This window comes from Rhodococcus sp. ACPA4, from assembly GCF_002300185.1.
GTDB lineage: Bacteria > Actinomycetota > Actinomycetes > Mycobacteriales > Mycobacteriaceae > Rhodococcus_F > Rhodococcus_F globerula.
On sequence record NZ_NSDY01000001.1, the window covers coordinates 1,260,949 to 1,277,324 of the forward strand.

The following is a 16,376-nucleotide window of genomic DNA, read 5'->3' on the forward strand; positions in this document are numbered from 1 at the left end:
GATAATCTGCCCGGAACTCGCCATTCCTGCATACAAAAATCGTATTGTCGACGGGATAGGCTTTGCTGTGCATCAACCCCACATACAACGAAGAGGCACCGTGGCAACCACACCGCAGGCACCGGGTCAGGCCGCCTACTCTCAAATCCGCCAGGCGATCGTCGAAGGACGCTACAAGCCCGGCCAGCGCCTGATCGAACAGCGGATCGCCGAGCAGTTCTCGCTGTCCCGCACACCTGTCCGCGAGGCACTTCGCAGACTCGAAGCCGAAGGGCTTGTGCTCAGCGAGCCAAACCGGGGAGCCATCGTGCGAACCCTGTCGATGGAAGATGTGTCTGACTTGTACGGACTTCGCGCCCGCCTCGAGTCATACGCCGCTGAATTGGCGGCCGAGCGCATCGACCCTGCCACGCAGAAGATTCTCGACGCGGGCATCGAGGATTTTGCACTCGCACTGACACTCACTTCGGTCGACGCCGTTGAACGGGTTCGGGCGGTGGATACGGCAAACAGCCAAATCCACCGGGCCATCATGGCCGCGGCAAAGCATGAGCGGCTAAGCCGCCTGCTTGAACGAACCACTGACGTTCCGTTGGTTTTTCAGGCGTTCCGCCAATACGATCGCGCCCAGACCGAGCGGTCACATTTGTTCCATCAGCTCATACGCGACGCGATTGTCGCCGGCGATGGCCCCCGGGCGTCCGCCTTGATGCACGAACACGTCCTCCAGGGGCGCGACGTACTTCTCGCCCACCTCGCAGCAACCAGTAGTGACGAGGTGGACGAGCTGTTCGGCGTCTCAGCCTGGGAAACCGCCGGCCCGGGCGAGCTGGCCGGGAACCTGAGCGCCGAGTACCCCGCCGAGCCAGTCTGACGCCTCGATCAACTCGGGCAGCAGAGCGCCCGTGGCAATACCACTGCGATCGAGGAGATAAACCAGATCCTCGGTCGCAATGTTGCCGGTGGCGTCCGGCGCGAAGGGGCATCCGCCAATCCCGCCGATCGAGGAATCCAGCACCGTCACCCCCGAGTCGATAGCTGCGACAGCGTTGGCATATCCGGTGTTGCGAGTGTTGTGAAAATGGGCGCGCAACCGAATTCCCGGCGCGATCGCCGCGGTCCCTGAAAACAGTCGGGCGACTTGGGCGGGTACACCCACCCCGATCGTGTCGGCCAACGCGATCTCGTCCACTCCCAACTCAGCTATCTGCTCGACCAGGGCAAGAACTGCAGATTCGGAAACTTCACCCTCGAACGGACAACCGAATGCGGTTGCGATGGTGACCGATACCCCGACACCAGCGACGCGGGCATCGTCGACAAGATCGCGCACAATATGCACCGAGTCCGCGACCGACATTCGCTGATTGCGCTCGCTGAAAGTCTCCGACGCCACGACGACGCAGTTCACCTCGTTCACGCCCGCGGCCACGGCACGATCAAAGCCACGGCGATTGAGTACGAGGCCGCTGTACGAGACATCGGCACGACGCGGCACTCCTGCCATGACAGCCTCCGCGTCTGCCATCTGCGGCACAGCAGACGGATGCACAAAGCTGGTGGCCTCGATGCGCCGCAGACCGGAAGCGATGGCGCGCTCGATCAGCGCAATCTTGTCCGCAGTCGAAACGTGCACGGCCTCGTTCTGCAGCCCGTCGCGCGGGCTCACCTCCACGATCTCCACGGCAAATCCCTTTCGTCTGAACACTGCTCGGCAAAATCTGCACCGACCCCGATTATTGTATACAAACAAGTGTCTGTGATCGTTAGGTGACGGATCGGCACCTAACCGGAACGTCACCCACAAGCAATCCGCCGTGGCTGACAGTCGCAGCAATGTGCTTGCGCGACTATGCCTGTTCAAGTGGTGGAACTCGGGAATCATCACTCAAGTCGGCCCCTCGCTCAACTTGTCGACAATCGGACATCTTGAATCGACCGCATGATGCACATACTTGTGATCTGTGGCACTCTTGAGTTAGATTGTGTGCAATTCCTGGCCGCTTGGCCTCGTTTCGACTGGAGCCCCACATGCTGTACAGCGATCTTCTACGGCGGAACGCCGCTCGCTTTCCCCACAAGACTGCACTCGCGATGGACGACGGATCCGATAGCCGGACCTATGGCGAGCTCCACAAGCGCGCCCTGCGCCTGGCGAACGGTTTGAGCGGCCTCGCAGCCCCTGGCGATCGAGTTGCGCTGCTGTCCGAAAACAATCTCGAGTACATCGAGGCCTACTACGGCGTCCCGACTGCAGGCATGGTCCTGACTCTGCTCAACTACCGCCTGCACCCAAAAGAGTGGGTCTGGATCCTCAACGACTCCGGGGCCCGTGTGCTGATGGTGGAGTCGAAGTATCTCGAGGTAATTGCCGACTATCGATCCGAGCTCACGAGCGTCGAGCACATTATCGTGATCGGCGAGCCCGCCACAGGCTTCACGGCCTACGAGAGCGTCCTCCAGTCCGCGTCGACCAATGCCCCGCAATTGCAGATCAGCGAAGACGACGATGCGTGGATCCTGTACACAAGCGGAACAACGGGTAAGCCCAAGGGCGCCCGGCTGAGCCATCGCAACCTCAACACCGCGTTGATCCAGTCGGCGATCGAATACGACCCGAAGCCCGAAACCTGCTTCCTCAATGCCATGCCCCTGTGCCACATCGCGGGCTACCTGACCCCGCTGCACCAGTTCCGTGGCGGCTCGGTAGTGATGATGTCGGGCTGGGACCCGGAGCGATGGATGCAGTTGGTGCAGGACAACCGCGTCACCAGTGGCGGATTCGCTCCGACCATGATGCAAATGCTGCTCACACACCCGAAGATCAACGACTACGACCTGAGCAGCCTGGAGTGGATGGGGTACGGGGCGTCGAAAATCCCGGCAGATGTGTTGCGCCAGACCATCGACCGGTTCGGGCCCGTCGTCTACGCCGGCATGGGAATGACAGAACTCGGCGGCAATATGCTCACGCTCGACAAGGCTGCACACATCAGGGCAGCTCATGGGGAAGAGCACCTGCTCGATGCCGTCGGCAAGCCGATGTCCCTGGTAGATGTACGCGTCGTCGATCCGCTCGGAAACGACTGCTCCACAGGCACGATCGGTGAGATCGTCGTCAAGGGCGACCAGGTAACCAAGGGCTACTTCGGCAATCCCGAGGCGAACGCGCAGACATTCGAGGGCGGCTGGTTCCACACCGGCGACCTCGCCCGTCAGGACGACGAGGGGTTCCTCTACATCGTCGATCGAGCCAAGGACATGATCATCTCCGGCGGTGAGAACGTGTACTCGAGCGAGGTCGAGAACGCGATCTACACCAACCCCGATGTGCTCGGGGCCGCGGTCATCGGAACTCCCGACGACAAGTGGGGCGAAGTTGTCACTGCCGTCGTTGTCCGCAAGCCCGGCACCACGCTGACCGAGGACGATGTAGTCAGCAGCTGCCGCTCGCAACTCGCCGCCTTCAAGCAGCCCCGCAAGGTCATCTTCATCGACGAAATGCCGCAAACCGTCAGCGGCAAGATCCGCAAGAACGTCCTGCGCGATCAGTTCGCATCCAACTGACGCCAACACCCCAGCAGCACAACAACTCCCGCAGTACACGAACCGAGGAGCACCCGATGTCTTTCACAGTTGTCACCACCGGACTGAAATTTCCGGAGGGCCCGGTTGCACTGCCGAACGGCGACGCACTAGTCGTCGAGATTCACCGCGGAACACTCACGCGAGTAACCCCGGACGGCACCAACACTGTGGTCGCGGAGGTCGGCGGCGGCCCCAACGGCACCGCTATCGGCCCCGACGGCCGCGCATACATCGCCAACTGCGGAGGGATGATCGCCACGGAGGCGTATGGCTACGTCTTCGCGGGCGGCACCCCCGAGAACTATACGGGCGGCAGCATTCAAGCTGTCGATCTCGAAACCGGCGAGATCGAGACCCTGTACACCGAGTGCGACGGCATCCCACTCCGCGGCCCCAACGACATCGTCTTCGACGCGCATGGCGGCTTCTACTTCACGGACCACGGCAAGAGCAACGACCGAGGCAACGATCACGGCCGTCTCTTCTACGGCACGAGCGATGGTTCGTCGATCCGCCTCGTTGCTTCAGAAATGCATGGCCCCAACGGAATCGGCCTCTCCCCCGACGGCACACGCCTCTACGTCAGTGAGACGTTCACCGCGCGGGTCTGGTGGTGGGACGTCACCGCTCCCGGCGAGATCGTCGGTGGCCGTACGCTCGCCGGCTCCGGCGGGGGCAACTTCCTCTGGGGATCACCCGACTTCCGTTACTTCGACTCGCTCGGAGTCGAGGCCAATGGCAATATCTGCGTCGCATCTCTCGCCACGCCCGGCATTTGTGTGATCAGTCCGGACGGCGAGTTGATCGAGTTCCTCAGCATCGACACCGACGGCGACCCAGGCATCACCAACATCTGCTGGGGCGGTGACGACATGCGCACAGCATTCGTGACCGCGTCGAGTACCGGAAAACTGCTCCGATTCGACTGGCCCCGAGCTGGTCTGGTTCTCAACAACCAGGCTTCACTGGTCTGACGGTCGCACCGTCACCACCAATCGCGGCGGCGACGAGGCGTGGAGATGTCGTCGAATGCGGCGGCGTCTCCGATCCGCCAACGCCGCAGATCAGCCGAGATTCGAGATGCCGCGTTGCGCCGTTCCCGCTGGAGATCATTTCGGCGGCCGGCACTGTCGTAGCAGAGTGAACAGGAGCAGATCCGGATTCCGGTGTATGCGAATGTCCAATAGCAAGTGCCCGGCGACCGCGGCGACCAATCGGATGAAGGGGTAGGCGGCAGATCGCAGATTCCATCGCGGTGATCGTGGGCGGGTTCGACACCCAACTCACGGCGAGTGATGCGAACCCACAGCGGTGCGTGTGAATCAGTTCGGGACAAGGCAGTGCCTTTCACGTTCGTGCGCCCCGACCGCTACCCCCGGATGAGGACGGACCGGGGCGACGGTTGGTGCTCCGCGCCCACCGCCCGCCGCACCATGCACGCTCGCGTGAATTGAGTCATGTCACCGATCTTGTCATAGCCCCCCGACAGCCGCGGTCTCAGTAGAACTCGGTGTGCAGGACCTCGATGTGTGCCCGAACCACGGAAGACCTGCGGTCGAATATGACCGCAGGTCTTTGGCGTCGTCGGGATTGTCTAGTTCGTATGGGATGGAAGTCGGTGCGGGCGATTCGCCTGGGTCCGCTGCGAGGAGAGCCGCGTCGAATTCAGGTTCCGCCCTACACTTCGGCGGGCACGCTTGCCGGCAGGTCACACGACGCGGTGCCATCGTCGTGAAGGACACACACGGGGCAGTCTTCCTGCCCTGCCCCGAGCGAGAGGTCCGCAGCCTGCACCATCTCGGCGAAGAGATCCGCTCGCTCCGATAGTGACATCCGTGGGTCCCGTGCCGGTCGCAAGCCGAGCGCGATCATCGTCTCGAGTTGCCGGTAGCCGGCCGTGGTCGGATCCACGATCGGAACACTCGAGCGGGCAGCAAGGATTTCGGCGACCGGGCTCATACAGTTACAGCCGAGGATGACCGACTTGGCGCCATCCTGCACTGCGAGTTCGATCTCGGCGAGTATGCGCTCGATCATGTGCTCGCGCCCGGCCTTCATCTGGGTAAGGAAGTTGTCATCCTCGGCCAGAGTGCTCTGCTCGGCGTGCGTCGAGACGTAACGTACCGAGATGCACTGCCGCCCAATGGGATTATCACGAAGGAGGCGATCGTAAACGAAGTCCATCGTTTCCGGCCAGATCGTGACGATGCTGAACTTTTCGCCGAGCGCCGCTGCTGCCAGGAGACTGGCCTCGCCGCTGCCGACCACCGGAATATCGGTGGTCGCGCGTACTGCAGCCAGACCGTAGTCCGGTACGCCGCCGATCAGCACGCCGTCGTACCCGTTGCGAGCGGCCCGCATCGCGGCCTCCCCGTAGGCGACATCGGAGAGCAGTAGGTCTGCTGCGTCAACGGGGGTTACCCGGATTTCCGTCTGCACCAAGTCGACGGCGTAGCCGGGCGCGATCAGATGCTCGGGGACCGGACTCGTCTGCTGACTGGTCTTCAACTCCACGTAGGCAATCCGCTTGGTCAACTGACGCTCCTTGATTCATGGGTGATGTGAGGCACTACCGGCGACTCGTGTGACGAGGCTATCAGAAAGCATTTCTACTGTGAAGAATAGACTCCGATATTCCAGAACAGCGAAAAAGATTGCGTAACAGACAGATACAACAAAGCCCGGGCAGTGCGAAAATCGCACTGCCCGGGTTTCAACAGCGTCTAGACGCTCCGATAGAGGTCACCGTGCTGAACGCGCATGACCTTCTTGTCCAGCTTGCCGACACTGGTCCGTGGGAGGTGGTCGACGTACAGGACCGTGTCGGGAAGCTGCCACTTGGCGAATGCGCCTTCGAGCAGCGCGTGGACCTCGCCCAGCGCGACGTCCTCACCGTCGGTGGTCACCATGATGACGACTGGACGTTCCTGCCATTTCGGATGCTCGACACCGATCACTGCGGCCTCGGCGACCCGGGGGTGGGCAATGATCGCGTTTTCCATATCGATCGACGAAATCCATTCGCCGCCACTCTTGATGACATCTTTGAGCCGGTCCGCTAGCTTGAGGTAGCCGTTTTCATCGATAGTCCCGATGTCGCCGCTTCGCCAATAACCGTCCAGGAATCGGTCGGCGTCGTCATCAAGCTTGTGGTATCGCGCGGTGATCCACGGTCCCCGCAGCAGGACCTCGCCCTGACTGTTGCCGTCGTGCGGCAAGTCGTTGTCTTCGGGATCGACGATTCGCACATCGACACCCCCCGCGGGAAGACCCTGATAGCGCTTGATGTTCCACCATTCGTCTTCCGTGACCTTGCCCTGCAAGGTGACCTTACGGCCGTAGTTCACGAAAGCCATCGGGGCAGTCTCGGTAGCCCCGTACGCATGAATGAAGTCGGCACCGGTCAAGTCGTAGAACCCGCGCATGAGTGTGAGCGCCGGCTCGGTAGCGCCGGACAGCAGACGGGTCCGGCTGAAGTCCGGTTTGACGTCAAGCGTCTTGATGTAGTCGAGCATCGGCTGGAAGATCGCCGGCGCACCGTTCGCGACGGTCACACCTTCGGCGATCATCACGTCCGCCAGCATGTCGGTGTCCCCTGCCGAATGGCGTCCGGGGAGAACAATTTTGGCTGCGACGTAGACGGCGGACTGCGGCAGACCCCAGGACTGGCTGTGGAACATCGGCGTGATCAGCATGACCGCATCAGCGGCGCTCATCCCGTAGGACGAGGCCTGCGTCAGAGTGTGTAGGTAGATCGCTCGATGCGAGTAGTAGACGCCCTTTGGCCGACCGGTGGTCCCGGTCGTGTAGCAGGCGCTGTAGGCGGAGCTCTCGTCGATCATCGGCCAGTCGATCTCCGGCGACGCAGCCGCTACCAGGTCTTCGAAATGGCGCACATTCGGCAACGTGGTGACAACCTCTGCGAGAGGCTTGTCGGACATCACCACCCAGGTAATCTCCGGCGCGAACGGTGCCACCGACTCCGCGACGCTCAGCAGACTCTCGTCAACCAGGACGACGGACGCGCCGCCGTGCGTCGCGACGTAACCCACATCTTCGGGAGCCAGGCGCAGGTTCATCTGCAGCATCACCGCTCCGGTGCCGGGAATGGCCCAGTAAAGCTCGAAGTGCCGCTTGGTGTTCCAGTCCAGGATCCCCACCACATCGCCGGGTGCTACACCGAGATTGGTCAGGGCGTTCGCAATCCGCTTGATACGCGCATAGGCGTCGGCGTATGTGTAGCGATCCCATCCGCCGTCGCCGGTGCGGTAGACGATCTCCCGCTCAGGATAGTTACGTGCCGAGTGGCGGATCAGCGTAGTCGTGTTGAGCTGATACGAGTCGTCATTCGTCGACGGGTGCCCCTTGACAATTGTGGTCATTATTCACTCCTCGGGTCCAGTGCTAGTGCGGGCGACCTAGGAGGGTCCGGATGCTGACTCCATGCGCGAACCGCATCCCGGGTTGTCGTGAGCCCTGAACGTGCCGCCTGGACTTGATATTTGGTGAGGCTTAACGCCCATCAGTTGCATTGTTCTGCAATGCAGAAGCTCTCTCTGCACTTAGAATTGCATAGGCCAAGTGCGTTAGTCAAGGAATGAGCCCGAAACCTGAAGCAGCTACGACACTCTCAACCATCTCGTCAGGTGGCGAGCGAATGCGTCATCGAGCACCGGTAGATCTTGCATCAACCATGGCCAGTGCAAGATCGGCGTACTCCCTCGCGATTTCGACCGGCGACGGGCTGATCCCCGGTTGGTACCAATCCGCAACGGCAACGCACATCGTGACGATCGCTGTGGCGGTTGACGTCGCCGGGACAGTACCGGCTCGCCCCGCATCACGGCAGGCCTCCACGGCCGACTGGACGATCTCCCGAACTTGCCGTCGTAACTGCAGATGCATCAACCTGCCAGGCTCGTCGAGCGAACGGAGTTCTGTGGACGCGAGCACGGCCGAGGCCTGTCGGTGGGTGTGGAACAGGATTACGCACTCGACAAGATTGGCCACACGCTGATCAGGCGATTCTGCTTCGGCATCTGCAGCCACGCATCGGCTTATGAGCTCTGCCATCGCGCTCTGCAGCAGTTCGGTGAGCAGAGCGTCCTTGCTTTCCACGTGGTAGTAGACGCCAGCCATCGACAATCCACACCGGTCGGCAATCATCCTGACTGTCGCAGCGTGGTAGCCCACTTCCACAAAGACATCCAGCGCCGCCCGAAAGACCGGGGTGAGGTCCAACCGTTCAAAGTCTCGCCAGTCCTCGAACCGCGGTCCGATGGGCTCAGGTGGACGCAGATCAAGCTCTACCCCGAGCGCCTTCGCGAGTGCCTCGAGACGCTCCGCACCCGGCAGGCTCTTCCCGTTCTCGAACTCGCTCAGCGAGGACGCACTCATGCCTATTTGTTGAGCTAGCTGACGGAGCCCGACCTTGCGCTCGATTCTCGCCGCGCGCATCCTGGCTCCGAGCCCGTCTCCAACGATTCGTCCCGCCTGCACCATGAGTACCACGCTATCCCGCCGACACTCGACCACCTGGTTGGACGGCCGTTATGGCGGACGACGATCTGTCATGACATGGAGATAGAACCACTGTCGCAGGCATCCGTCAGCTGACGTTCGAAATTTAGCGATCGGTCGATCTTGACGAACCGAACAGCTGGTAATACGGTCCTCCTGGGACACATAAGCGATGTACGTCACAGTCCCCCCTTCCCCTGTTCGCAAGTTCGACGCCTTCCGTGGCGTCCAGTCAGGAGCACCGCAATGAGCGACATCCTCGAGTTCGCAGACCGGTTCTTCAACGCCGTCGAGGGTGGTGACATCGACGCGGTGGCCGGCTTCTATCGCGACGACGTGACCGTCTGGCACAACTTCGACAACCTCGACCAATCCCGGGACGACAACCTCGCAACCCTCGCCGGAATCTCCGGCCGCTACGACGCATTTGCCTATGTGGACGTCCGCCACACCGCTGTCGAAGACGGATTTCTCCGCCAACACGTCATCAAGGCGACTGTCGGCAAGAAGACCGTCAATGTCCCCGCGGTCCTACGCGTGTACGTCGAGGGCGGGCAGATCCACCGCATCGAGGAGTACTTCGACCGTGGCCAGCTTGACGTCGTCTTCAGCTGATGCGAACCGCGACAAGGCCTTCGAAGGAATATCACGCAAGCGTTGATCACGATCAGCCATCTGTTCGTCATCTAGCGATCGATAGATCTTGACGAACCGAACACTTGGGAATACTGTCGAATCGAGGCAGCGGCGCGATGCGCGTCACAAAGCAAAGAGAGTGTGAAATGACAAATACAGAATTTGAACTCGGCGGCGTATGTCACTTGGCGCTGGTGTGCCAGGACATGGAGCGCACCGTCGACTTTTACACCAACGTCCTGGGCATGAAGCTGTCCATGACGCTCTCCCTGCCTGGTGGTGGCCAGCACTTCTTCTTCGACATGGGCGGCGGCCAGTTCATCGCGTTCTTCTGGTTCGCCGACGCCGCCCCCCACGCTCCCGGCATCGCGGCGCCCGCGGCCATTCCCGGCATCGGCAAGGAAATCGCGTCGGCGCACGGCTCGATGAATCACGTCTCGTTCAAGATCCCGCTCGACAAGTTCGACGAGTACAAGGCCAAGCTCGAAGCCAAGGGCGTCCAGACCGGACCGATGCTCAACCACGACATGTCCGAGCGTGGGATCAGTTTCGGAGAGAGCGACTCGACCTTCGTGCGGTCGATCTATTTCTTCGACCCGGACGGGATCTTGCTCGAATTCGCGGCCTGGACTCGCGAATTGCGCGAGGACGACGTCAAGCACGCGCCCCGGACCGCCGACGGCGGCCTCGGCGCCCCGGTTGGCGCCGCCAAATGAGCGAGATGCTCGATCTCGCCGAGAAGATGTTCGGAGCCCTGGTTCTCGGCAATGTCGCCGTCCTCGACAAGATCTATCACACGGACGTGAAAATCTGGCACAACTGGGACAACGCCGAGCAGTCCCGTGAGGACAATCTGCGCATCCTCTCCGGCATTCCCACGCGCTACGACGAGTTCCACTATGACAACCCGCGCTGCACTGTCCTCGAGGACGGCTTCCTGCGTCAACACGTCATCCGGGCGACTATCGGGGACAAGACCGTCAACGTCCCCACGATCTTCCGGGTATTTGTCGACAGCGGAAAGGTTCGCCGTATCGAGGAGTATTTGGACGCAGGCCAACTCCGCAAGGTCTTTGCCTGAATAGAACGTGATCACACGAAACAGCCCCGCCGATCCAATCCCCTCGGCGGGGCTGTTTCGTGTCCTGTCTTGCTGCGCAGGAAGATTCATTCGGTACCGAGATCACAAAAAGACCGCTGCGACCCCTCCAGCTCCCCATTTTTCTCTCAGAAAGAACTTACTTCTGCTAAGTTCGACGTGATGTGAGTCTCCCTTGGGGTTCGTCGGGGCCGACGGCATCCAATTCCCAGCCTCAGCGTGAACGCGCAGTCAGGTCTGTAGACACACCCTCCGAAGGATGGCAATGAAGCGAATAACTTATCGGCGGACGCTTACCGCCTTGGCCCTCATTTCGACTTGCGGGCTCCTAGCCGCCGGATGCGCGTCCTCCGCCGGCTCATCGGATGGCACTGGCGCGCCAAAGCTCGTGAGGGCTGGGGTGATTGGCGAGCAGTCGGATGAGGGACGCGCTATGGAAAGTGCGACTTTGACTTATGCATCGCATTCGCTGACCAATACCCTTGACCCGATCAAGGGCAGGACGTCTGCCTGGCTCGGAGGTACGGAAATGGCTGCCATTTACGACGTCCTGGTGCGATGGGATCCAGAATCCGCAGAAATTGTGCCTCAGCTAGCCGAGTCGATCACAGAGGCTCCCGATCGACTCTCCTGGACCGTCAGACTTCGTGACGGGGTCACGTTCAGCAATGGCGACACTCTGGACGCGTCGGCCGTTATTGCCAGCACCAATCGTATGACCGAGGGCAATGCCACGAACAGCGATCAGTTCCGGGCGAACGTGCGGTCTGTCGAGGCGCCCGACCCCAGTACCGTGACGTATAACCTGAAGAATCCATGGAGTGACTTCCCGACCCTCCTGACCTCAGGTTTTGGCATGATTACCCACTCCGACTCGTTCAGAGACGGGAAATTTGTCGAACCGATCGGAGCTGGTCCATTCACTGTTGAGTCCGTCAATCCCGGATTTGAACTCGTTCTTGCGCCACGCGAAGACTATTGGGGCGGGAAGCCGCGAATTGGCGAACTCAAGTTTGTAGACCTTCAAGGCGAGCAGCCGATGGTCGACGCGCTCAAGGCTGGTGAGGTGCAGATGGCGTATCTGAGGGGAGGCGAGGCCATCGACACGATGCGGGCCGATTTCCCCGGTTACTACGAGCCGGTAAGCATGGTCGACAACGGACTTCTCAATATCAGGGAAGGTCGTGCGGCGCACGATATCCGGGTCCGACAGGCAATTGCGAAAGCGATCGACCCCACCGTGATCAATGAACGGTCCAGGAAGGGCCTGAACTCGCCGGGACTCGAGATGTTCCAGGAGTGGTCCACTATGCATGGGTCGATCCCGGGTCCTACTCCGGACATCGAGGCCGCTCGCAAGCTCGTCGATGAGGCAAAAGCAGACGGATACGATGGAAAACTGACGTTCGCCGCGCTGTCAGATCCAGCATCGACCGACCTGGCGTTGGCGATGCAGTCGCTGCTCCAAAATGTCGGCTTCGAAGTCGAAATCCAGCCCAATGCAACAAAGAACGACATCGCCAAAGTTTTTTATGTCACCCATGACTTCGACGTGAGCGTCGCCGGCACAGCGGTGCCCGACTCCGCCCCGCTCCTGCGCCTTCAAGGCCTGCTCACGACTGGATCCAGTCAAAACGTCAGTGGCTACAGCAATCCCACTATGGACGAAGTCATCTTTCAGATTCAAACTGCCGGCACAGAAGACGAGCGCCGGGCTGGATTCGAGAAGATGCAGACGATCCTCAACGAGGATGTGCCGATCCTGCCTTTGGGTTCGGGCGCAAACTTCATTACCTGGGCACCTAACGTCCACGACGCAAAGTCGGGCATGGATGGATTGACGCTCTTCGACAAGGTCTGGATCTCGGACTAGGCCGTAACCTTTCGCGGCCCTGTCACCTTTGCCGAAAAGCAAAGTGGCAGGGCCGGGTTGGTCATGATCACAAGAAATAGCCCCGCCGATCGATTGGATCGGCGGGGCTGCACTCCTTGGTCTACCTTGCTGCGCAGGAAGATTCGCTCCGTGCAGTGATCACAGGAAGAACGCTGCAACCTCGTCTACTGCTTGGGCCAGGGCGGCGGCGATCTCTTCACGGGTCACGTCGGACATCCGGCTCTTGGGCGTGGACACGTTCAACGTGTAGCGCGCCCCGCCGTACTCGCCGAGCGAGACCGACACCGACGTAACTTCATCCTCGGACTCTTCGTTGCTAGTGGCAAACCCGACCCGGCGGACCTCCGCGAGTTGGCGCAGAAGCGCCGACCGCTTGGTAATCGAGTGTGACGTAAGGCCCTTCAGCTTCTCATCGGGGTACAGCTCGCGCACCGCACGGTCATCGAGCGTAGCGAGCAGCGCTTTGCCGGACGATGTGCAGTGCGCCGGCATGGTCATCCCCATGCGGGACCCCACGCGCACCGCTCGCGCACTCTCGACCGAGTCCACAAAGGTCACCGTGTTCCCGTCGAGGCGGGCCAGATGGACCGTCTCACCCAGGCTGGCCGAAAGCCGTTCGAGCACTGGATGTACACGGGCCCTGACGTCTGTTTGGCGCAGGACCGCGAACGCGATCGTCGTCAGGGCGGGGCCCGGTTCGTAAGCCCGTGAACCCTCGACCTGACGGACGAATCCGCGGTACTGAAGCATCGCCAGCAGTCGGTGCGCGGTCGACGAGGCAACCGAAAGGTACTCGCTCACCTCGGTCAGCCGGATACTGCGACGCTCGCCCAGCAGCAGCAGGATTCGCAGGGCGTTGTCGACAGACTCGATCGGGTACTGCGGTCGGTTCGCAGTTGTATCTTCCTTTGCGGTCACGCAGGTAGCGTAACGGCAGGAGCGCGCAGAACATTCTTGGTGACCTTGCCGGACGCGTTTCGCGGCAGCATATCGACCAGCACGAGGCTGGTCGGAAGCTTGTAGCGCGCCAACCTCTCCCCTGCCCAGGCGCGCAGCGACTCGATGGTCAACTCCGCCGCACCCGGTTTCAGTGCGACCACCGCGACCGGGGTCTCGCCCCATGTTTCGTGAACCTGGCCGATCACTGCAACCTCGGCGATGCCCGGGTGACCGGCCAGCGCATTCTCTACCTCGGCGCAATATATGTTCTCGCCGCCGGAGATGATCATGTCCTTCGCACGATCTACGACGTAGATGAAGCCCTCGGCGTCCTTGCGTACCAGGTCACCGGAGTGAAACCAGCCTCCGGCGAAGGCCTGCGCCGTTGCCTCCGGGTTGTTCCAGTACTCGGTCATCAGTCCCGGCCCACGGTAGACGATCTCGCCGACCTCACCGGGTTGCACATCCACCATGTTTTCGTCGACTATGCGTGCCCAGACACCGGGTACCGGGCGTCCGACGGAACCCAACTTACGGCGAGAATCCTTGGCCTCGAGCACACACGTCACCGGGGACATCTCGGTCTGCCCGAACAGCGCAATGCTCGACGCACCGGGAAGCACCTCGCTCATCTTGCGAAGCAGCGAATCGGTGGCAGGCGCTGCGCCCCAGGAACTGACGCGAAGCCGAGACAGATCGCGCGGCGACCGCTCCTGCTCGTCGCAGACCGCCTGCCACTGAGTCGGTACGAGGAATGTCGAAGTGACCTGCTCGCATTCGACGACGTCGAGGAGTGCCCCCGCGTTGAACGAGACACTCGGAAGGACAACCATGGTGGCGCCCATCAGAATCGCCGGCGCCACCAGGCCAAGAGTCCCGATGTGGAACAGCGGTGCGGCGCACAGGCTTACCTCGTCGTACATCTCGAACCGGAACGCCATCACGTTCGTGGCCGACTGCGCCGCCAAGTTGCGATGCGTCAGCACGGCGCCCTTGGGCCGTCCGGTGGTTCCCGACGTGTACATGAGCAGCGCTGGTTCGCACTCGTCGATCGCCGCGACCGGTCTGCCCGAACCGGAATGTGCGAGGAGAACGTCGTACGCCGATGCGCCGTCAGAGCCCTCGCTGCCGACCTGGAAGACCTGAACCGGACCCGCGGCCTGCGCGGCCGCAGCGATCCCGGTGTCGCTCGCTTGCTCGTCCACGAAAAGAACGACGGCTCCGCTGTTGTCGAGCGTGAACGCCACCTCGCCGACGCTCAGCCGGAAGTTGATCGGCACGGCGATAGCGCCGATCCGGTTGGCGGCGATCATGATCTCGATGTACTCGGCCTGGTTGCCCATCAGCAACGCGACGCGGTCCCCGTGCGCCACGCCGCGCTCGGCGAGGGCGGCGGAGACGGAATCCACTCGCTGCTGAAGATCTGCCCAGGTAATCCGGCGGTCGCCGAAGACGACGGCCGTCTGTTCACCGCGCTCAAATGCATGCCGCGCGACCTGACTGACCCAGTGCTGCTGGCGGGCACGCGTCAGGTCATCCATGTCCACGCTCGTATTCACCACTGCGCCTTGGGGAAACGGTCCGCAATCCACTCGCACATCACATCGGCAACGGCGGCGCGGGCCCCGGGCTCCTGGAAATAGTGATCACCGGGCAGGTCCTTGCGCGACTTGTCCTCGCTCGCGAGGGCATTGAACAGCGCGTCCGCGTCGCTCGGGAACACACCCGAGTCCCCGTCAGGGTTGATGACAAGCGAAGGCACCGTGATTTTCTCCATGTGCATTTCCGCACGGCACTGCGATTCTTCGAGACTCCACATGTGTAGCCAATTCCGCAGCGTGCTCCCGGCACCGATGCCGCGGTCCTCGCGGTTGGCTACCGAAGTCGGGCCGCGGTAGCACTCGCCTGCCGGCCGACTGCTGGGCTCGAGCGTCGCGTCCACCATCCGGGGGTCAGCCCACGTACGCGGGACTCCGAAGTGCCGGTCGTTGTAACCCGCGGCGGTAATCCGAGCCAGCTCTTCCTGCGCCCATGCGGTGATCCGGTGGTTGCGGGCAACCTGCGCAGCGCGGTACCGCTCGATGAATTCCGCGGAGTACGGCGGACCGTTCTCGGGGTTGAACAGATCAAGTTCGGGGTCGGTCAGAGTCGGGTCGTTTTCGTCGACGACTGCTGCGTCCAGCCACGCGGTCAGCACGTCGGGCCGACCGCCGTGCGCGGCGAGGGAGATGTAGGCAGCTCCGGGGATGAGGTCGTTAATTCCGACTGCGGGTTCCATGTCGCGGGCGGGACGGATGCACGGCGAGGTCGCTTGCGCCTGGTAGGCCGCCATCAGCGAGCCGCCTCCGGAATTGCCGAGCAGGATAACCTGATCCACACCTGCGTGCTCCTCGAGCCAGCGCACACCCACACCGATGTCGACCAAAGCCTGGTCGAGATTGAACAGCTCCTCGTAACCGCGGTAGCGAGTATTCCAACCCAGGAATCCAATACCTCGCGCAGCCATGAACTCGGCGATGTAATGCTCCGAGAAATCAATCTGGTAATGCGTAGCGATCATTGCGATGCGCGGCTTCTTACCGGCCGGCGTGTAGTAAATGCCCTGACACGGGTAGCCGCCGGCACCCGCGCGCTTAGCGCCTGGTGACTCGCTGCTGACAAATTCCTTGTGGACGGTCGGGCTGGTGGTGCCGGTCATGG

At 61.7% G+C, this 16,376-nt stretch carries 14 protein-coding genes; 7 read left to right on the plus strand and 7 right to left on the minus strand.

The features are described 5' to 3' along the window. Positions 1-100: 100 nt before the first annotated feature. The gene (locus CJ178_RS32445) at positions 101-874 is read left to right on the plus strand and encodes a GntR family transcriptional regulator (protein WP_179300725.1); all 774 of its coding nucleotides are present in this window, start codon (positions 101-103) and stop codon (positions 872-874) included. Here the strand turns inward: CJ178_RS32445 and CJ178_RS05755 are convergent. Further along, positions 800-1,684: a hydroxymethylglutaryl-CoA lyase gene (locus CJ178_RS05755; protein WP_257013012.1), complete on the minus strand. Its 885-nt coding sequence runs from the start codon at positions 1,682-1,684 to the stop codon at positions 800-802. The genes CJ178_RS32445 and CJ178_RS05755 overlap by 75 nt on opposite strands. Before the next feature lie 347 nt (positions 1,685-2,031). Between CJ178_RS05755 and CJ178_RS05760 the strand changes: the two genes are divergently transcribed. Beyond that, positions 2,032-3,567: a class I adenylate-forming enzyme family protein gene (locus CJ178_RS05760; protein ID WP_095886322.1), complete on the plus strand. Its 1,536-nt coding sequence runs from the start codon at positions 2,032-2,034 to the stop codon at positions 3,565-3,567. Positions 3,568-3,623: 56 nt separating this feature from the next. Further along, the gene (locus tag CJ178_RS05765; RefSeq protein ID WP_033232007.1) at positions 3,624-4,562 is read left to right on the plus strand and encodes an SMP-30/gluconolactonase/LRE family protein; all 939 of its coding nucleotides are present in this window, start codon (positions 3,624-3,626) and stop codon (positions 4,560-4,562) included. A 703-nt stretch (positions 4,563-5,265) separates the two neighbouring features. Here the strand turns inward: CJ178_RS05765 and CJ178_RS05775 are convergent. The 3 genes from CJ178_RS05775 to CJ178_RS05785 all read right to left on the minus strand — a co-directional run bounded on the left by CJ178_RS05775 (position 5,266) and on the right by CJ178_RS05785 (position 9,090). Then, entirely contained in the window at positions 5,266-6,123 is an 858-nt protein-coding gene (locus CJ178_RS05775; protein WP_143547500.1) for an aspartate/glutamate racemase family protein, read from the minus strand. 188 nt (positions 6,124-6,311) lie between these two features. Then, positions 6,312-7,970 carry a long-chain-fatty-acid--CoA ligase gene (locus CJ178_RS05780; RefSeq protein ID WP_095886325.1) on the minus strand — a complete coding sequence of 553 codons (1,659 nt, stop codon included), beginning with the start codon at positions 7,968-7,970 and terminating at the stop codon, positions 6,312-6,314. Between the two features lie 280 nt (positions 7,971-8,250). Further along, positions 8,251-9,090, minus strand: coding sequence for a TetR family transcriptional regulator (locus tag CJ178_RS05785; RefSeq protein WP_095886326.1), 840 nt, complete (start codon positions 9,088-9,090; stop codon positions 8,251-8,253). Between the two features lie 264 nt (positions 9,091-9,354). Between CJ178_RS05785 and CJ178_RS05790 the strand changes: the two genes are divergently transcribed. From CJ178_RS05790 to CJ178_RS05805, 4 genes are all read left to right on the plus strand, one after another. Continuing rightward, positions 9,355-9,723: a nuclear transport factor 2 family protein gene (locus tag CJ178_RS05790; RefSeq protein ID WP_045067789.1), complete on the plus strand. Its 369-nt coding sequence runs from the start codon at positions 9,355-9,357 to the stop codon at positions 9,721-9,723. A 167-nt stretch (positions 9,724-9,890) separates the two neighbouring features. After that, the gene (locus CJ178_RS05795) at positions 9,891-10,460 is read left to right on the plus strand and encodes a VOC family protein (RefSeq protein ID WP_045067790.1); all 570 of its coding nucleotides are present in this window, start codon (positions 9,891-9,893) and stop codon (positions 10,458-10,460) included. Further along, entirely contained in the window at positions 10,457-10,825 is a 369-nt protein-coding gene (locus tag CJ178_RS05800) for a nuclear transport factor 2 family protein (protein ID WP_095886327.1), read from the plus strand. Before CJ178_RS05795 ends, CJ178_RS05800 begins: the two co-directional genes overlap by 4 nt. Before the next feature lie 451 nt (positions 10,826-11,276). Next, positions 11,277-12,716 carry an ABC transporter substrate-binding protein gene (locus CJ178_RS05805; protein ID WP_052683549.1) on the plus strand — a complete coding sequence of 480 codons (1,440 nt, stop codon included), beginning with the start codon at positions 11,277-11,279 and terminating at the stop codon, positions 12,714-12,716. A 159-nt stretch (positions 12,717-12,875) separates the two neighbouring features. Here the strand turns inward: CJ178_RS05805 and CJ178_RS05810 are convergent, their stop codons facing one another. Genes CJ178_RS05810 through CJ178_RS05820 form a run of 3 tightly spaced genes read right to left on the minus strand, consistent with a single transcriptional unit; the run spans position 12,876 to position 16,374 of the window. Further along, positions 12,876-13,655, minus strand: coding sequence for an IclR family transcriptional regulator (locus CJ178_RS05810; protein WP_033232001.1), 780 nt, complete (start codon positions 13,653-13,655; stop codon positions 12,876-12,878). Then, on the minus strand, positions 13,652-15,217 hold the full coding sequence (locus CJ178_RS05815; RefSeq protein WP_095887858.1) for a long-chain-fatty-acid--CoA ligase: 1,566 nt from the start codon (positions 15,215-15,217) through the stop codon (positions 13,652-13,654). Before CJ178_RS05815 ends, CJ178_RS05810 begins: the two co-directional genes overlap by 4 nt. A gap of 14 nt (positions 15,218-15,231) precedes the next feature. Then, positions 15,232-16,374: an alpha/beta hydrolase gene (locus CJ178_RS05820; protein ID WP_033231999.1), complete on the minus strand. Its 1,143-nt coding sequence runs from the start codon at positions 16,372-16,374 to the stop codon at positions 15,232-15,234. Positions 16,375-16,376 lie beyond the last annotated feature (2 nt).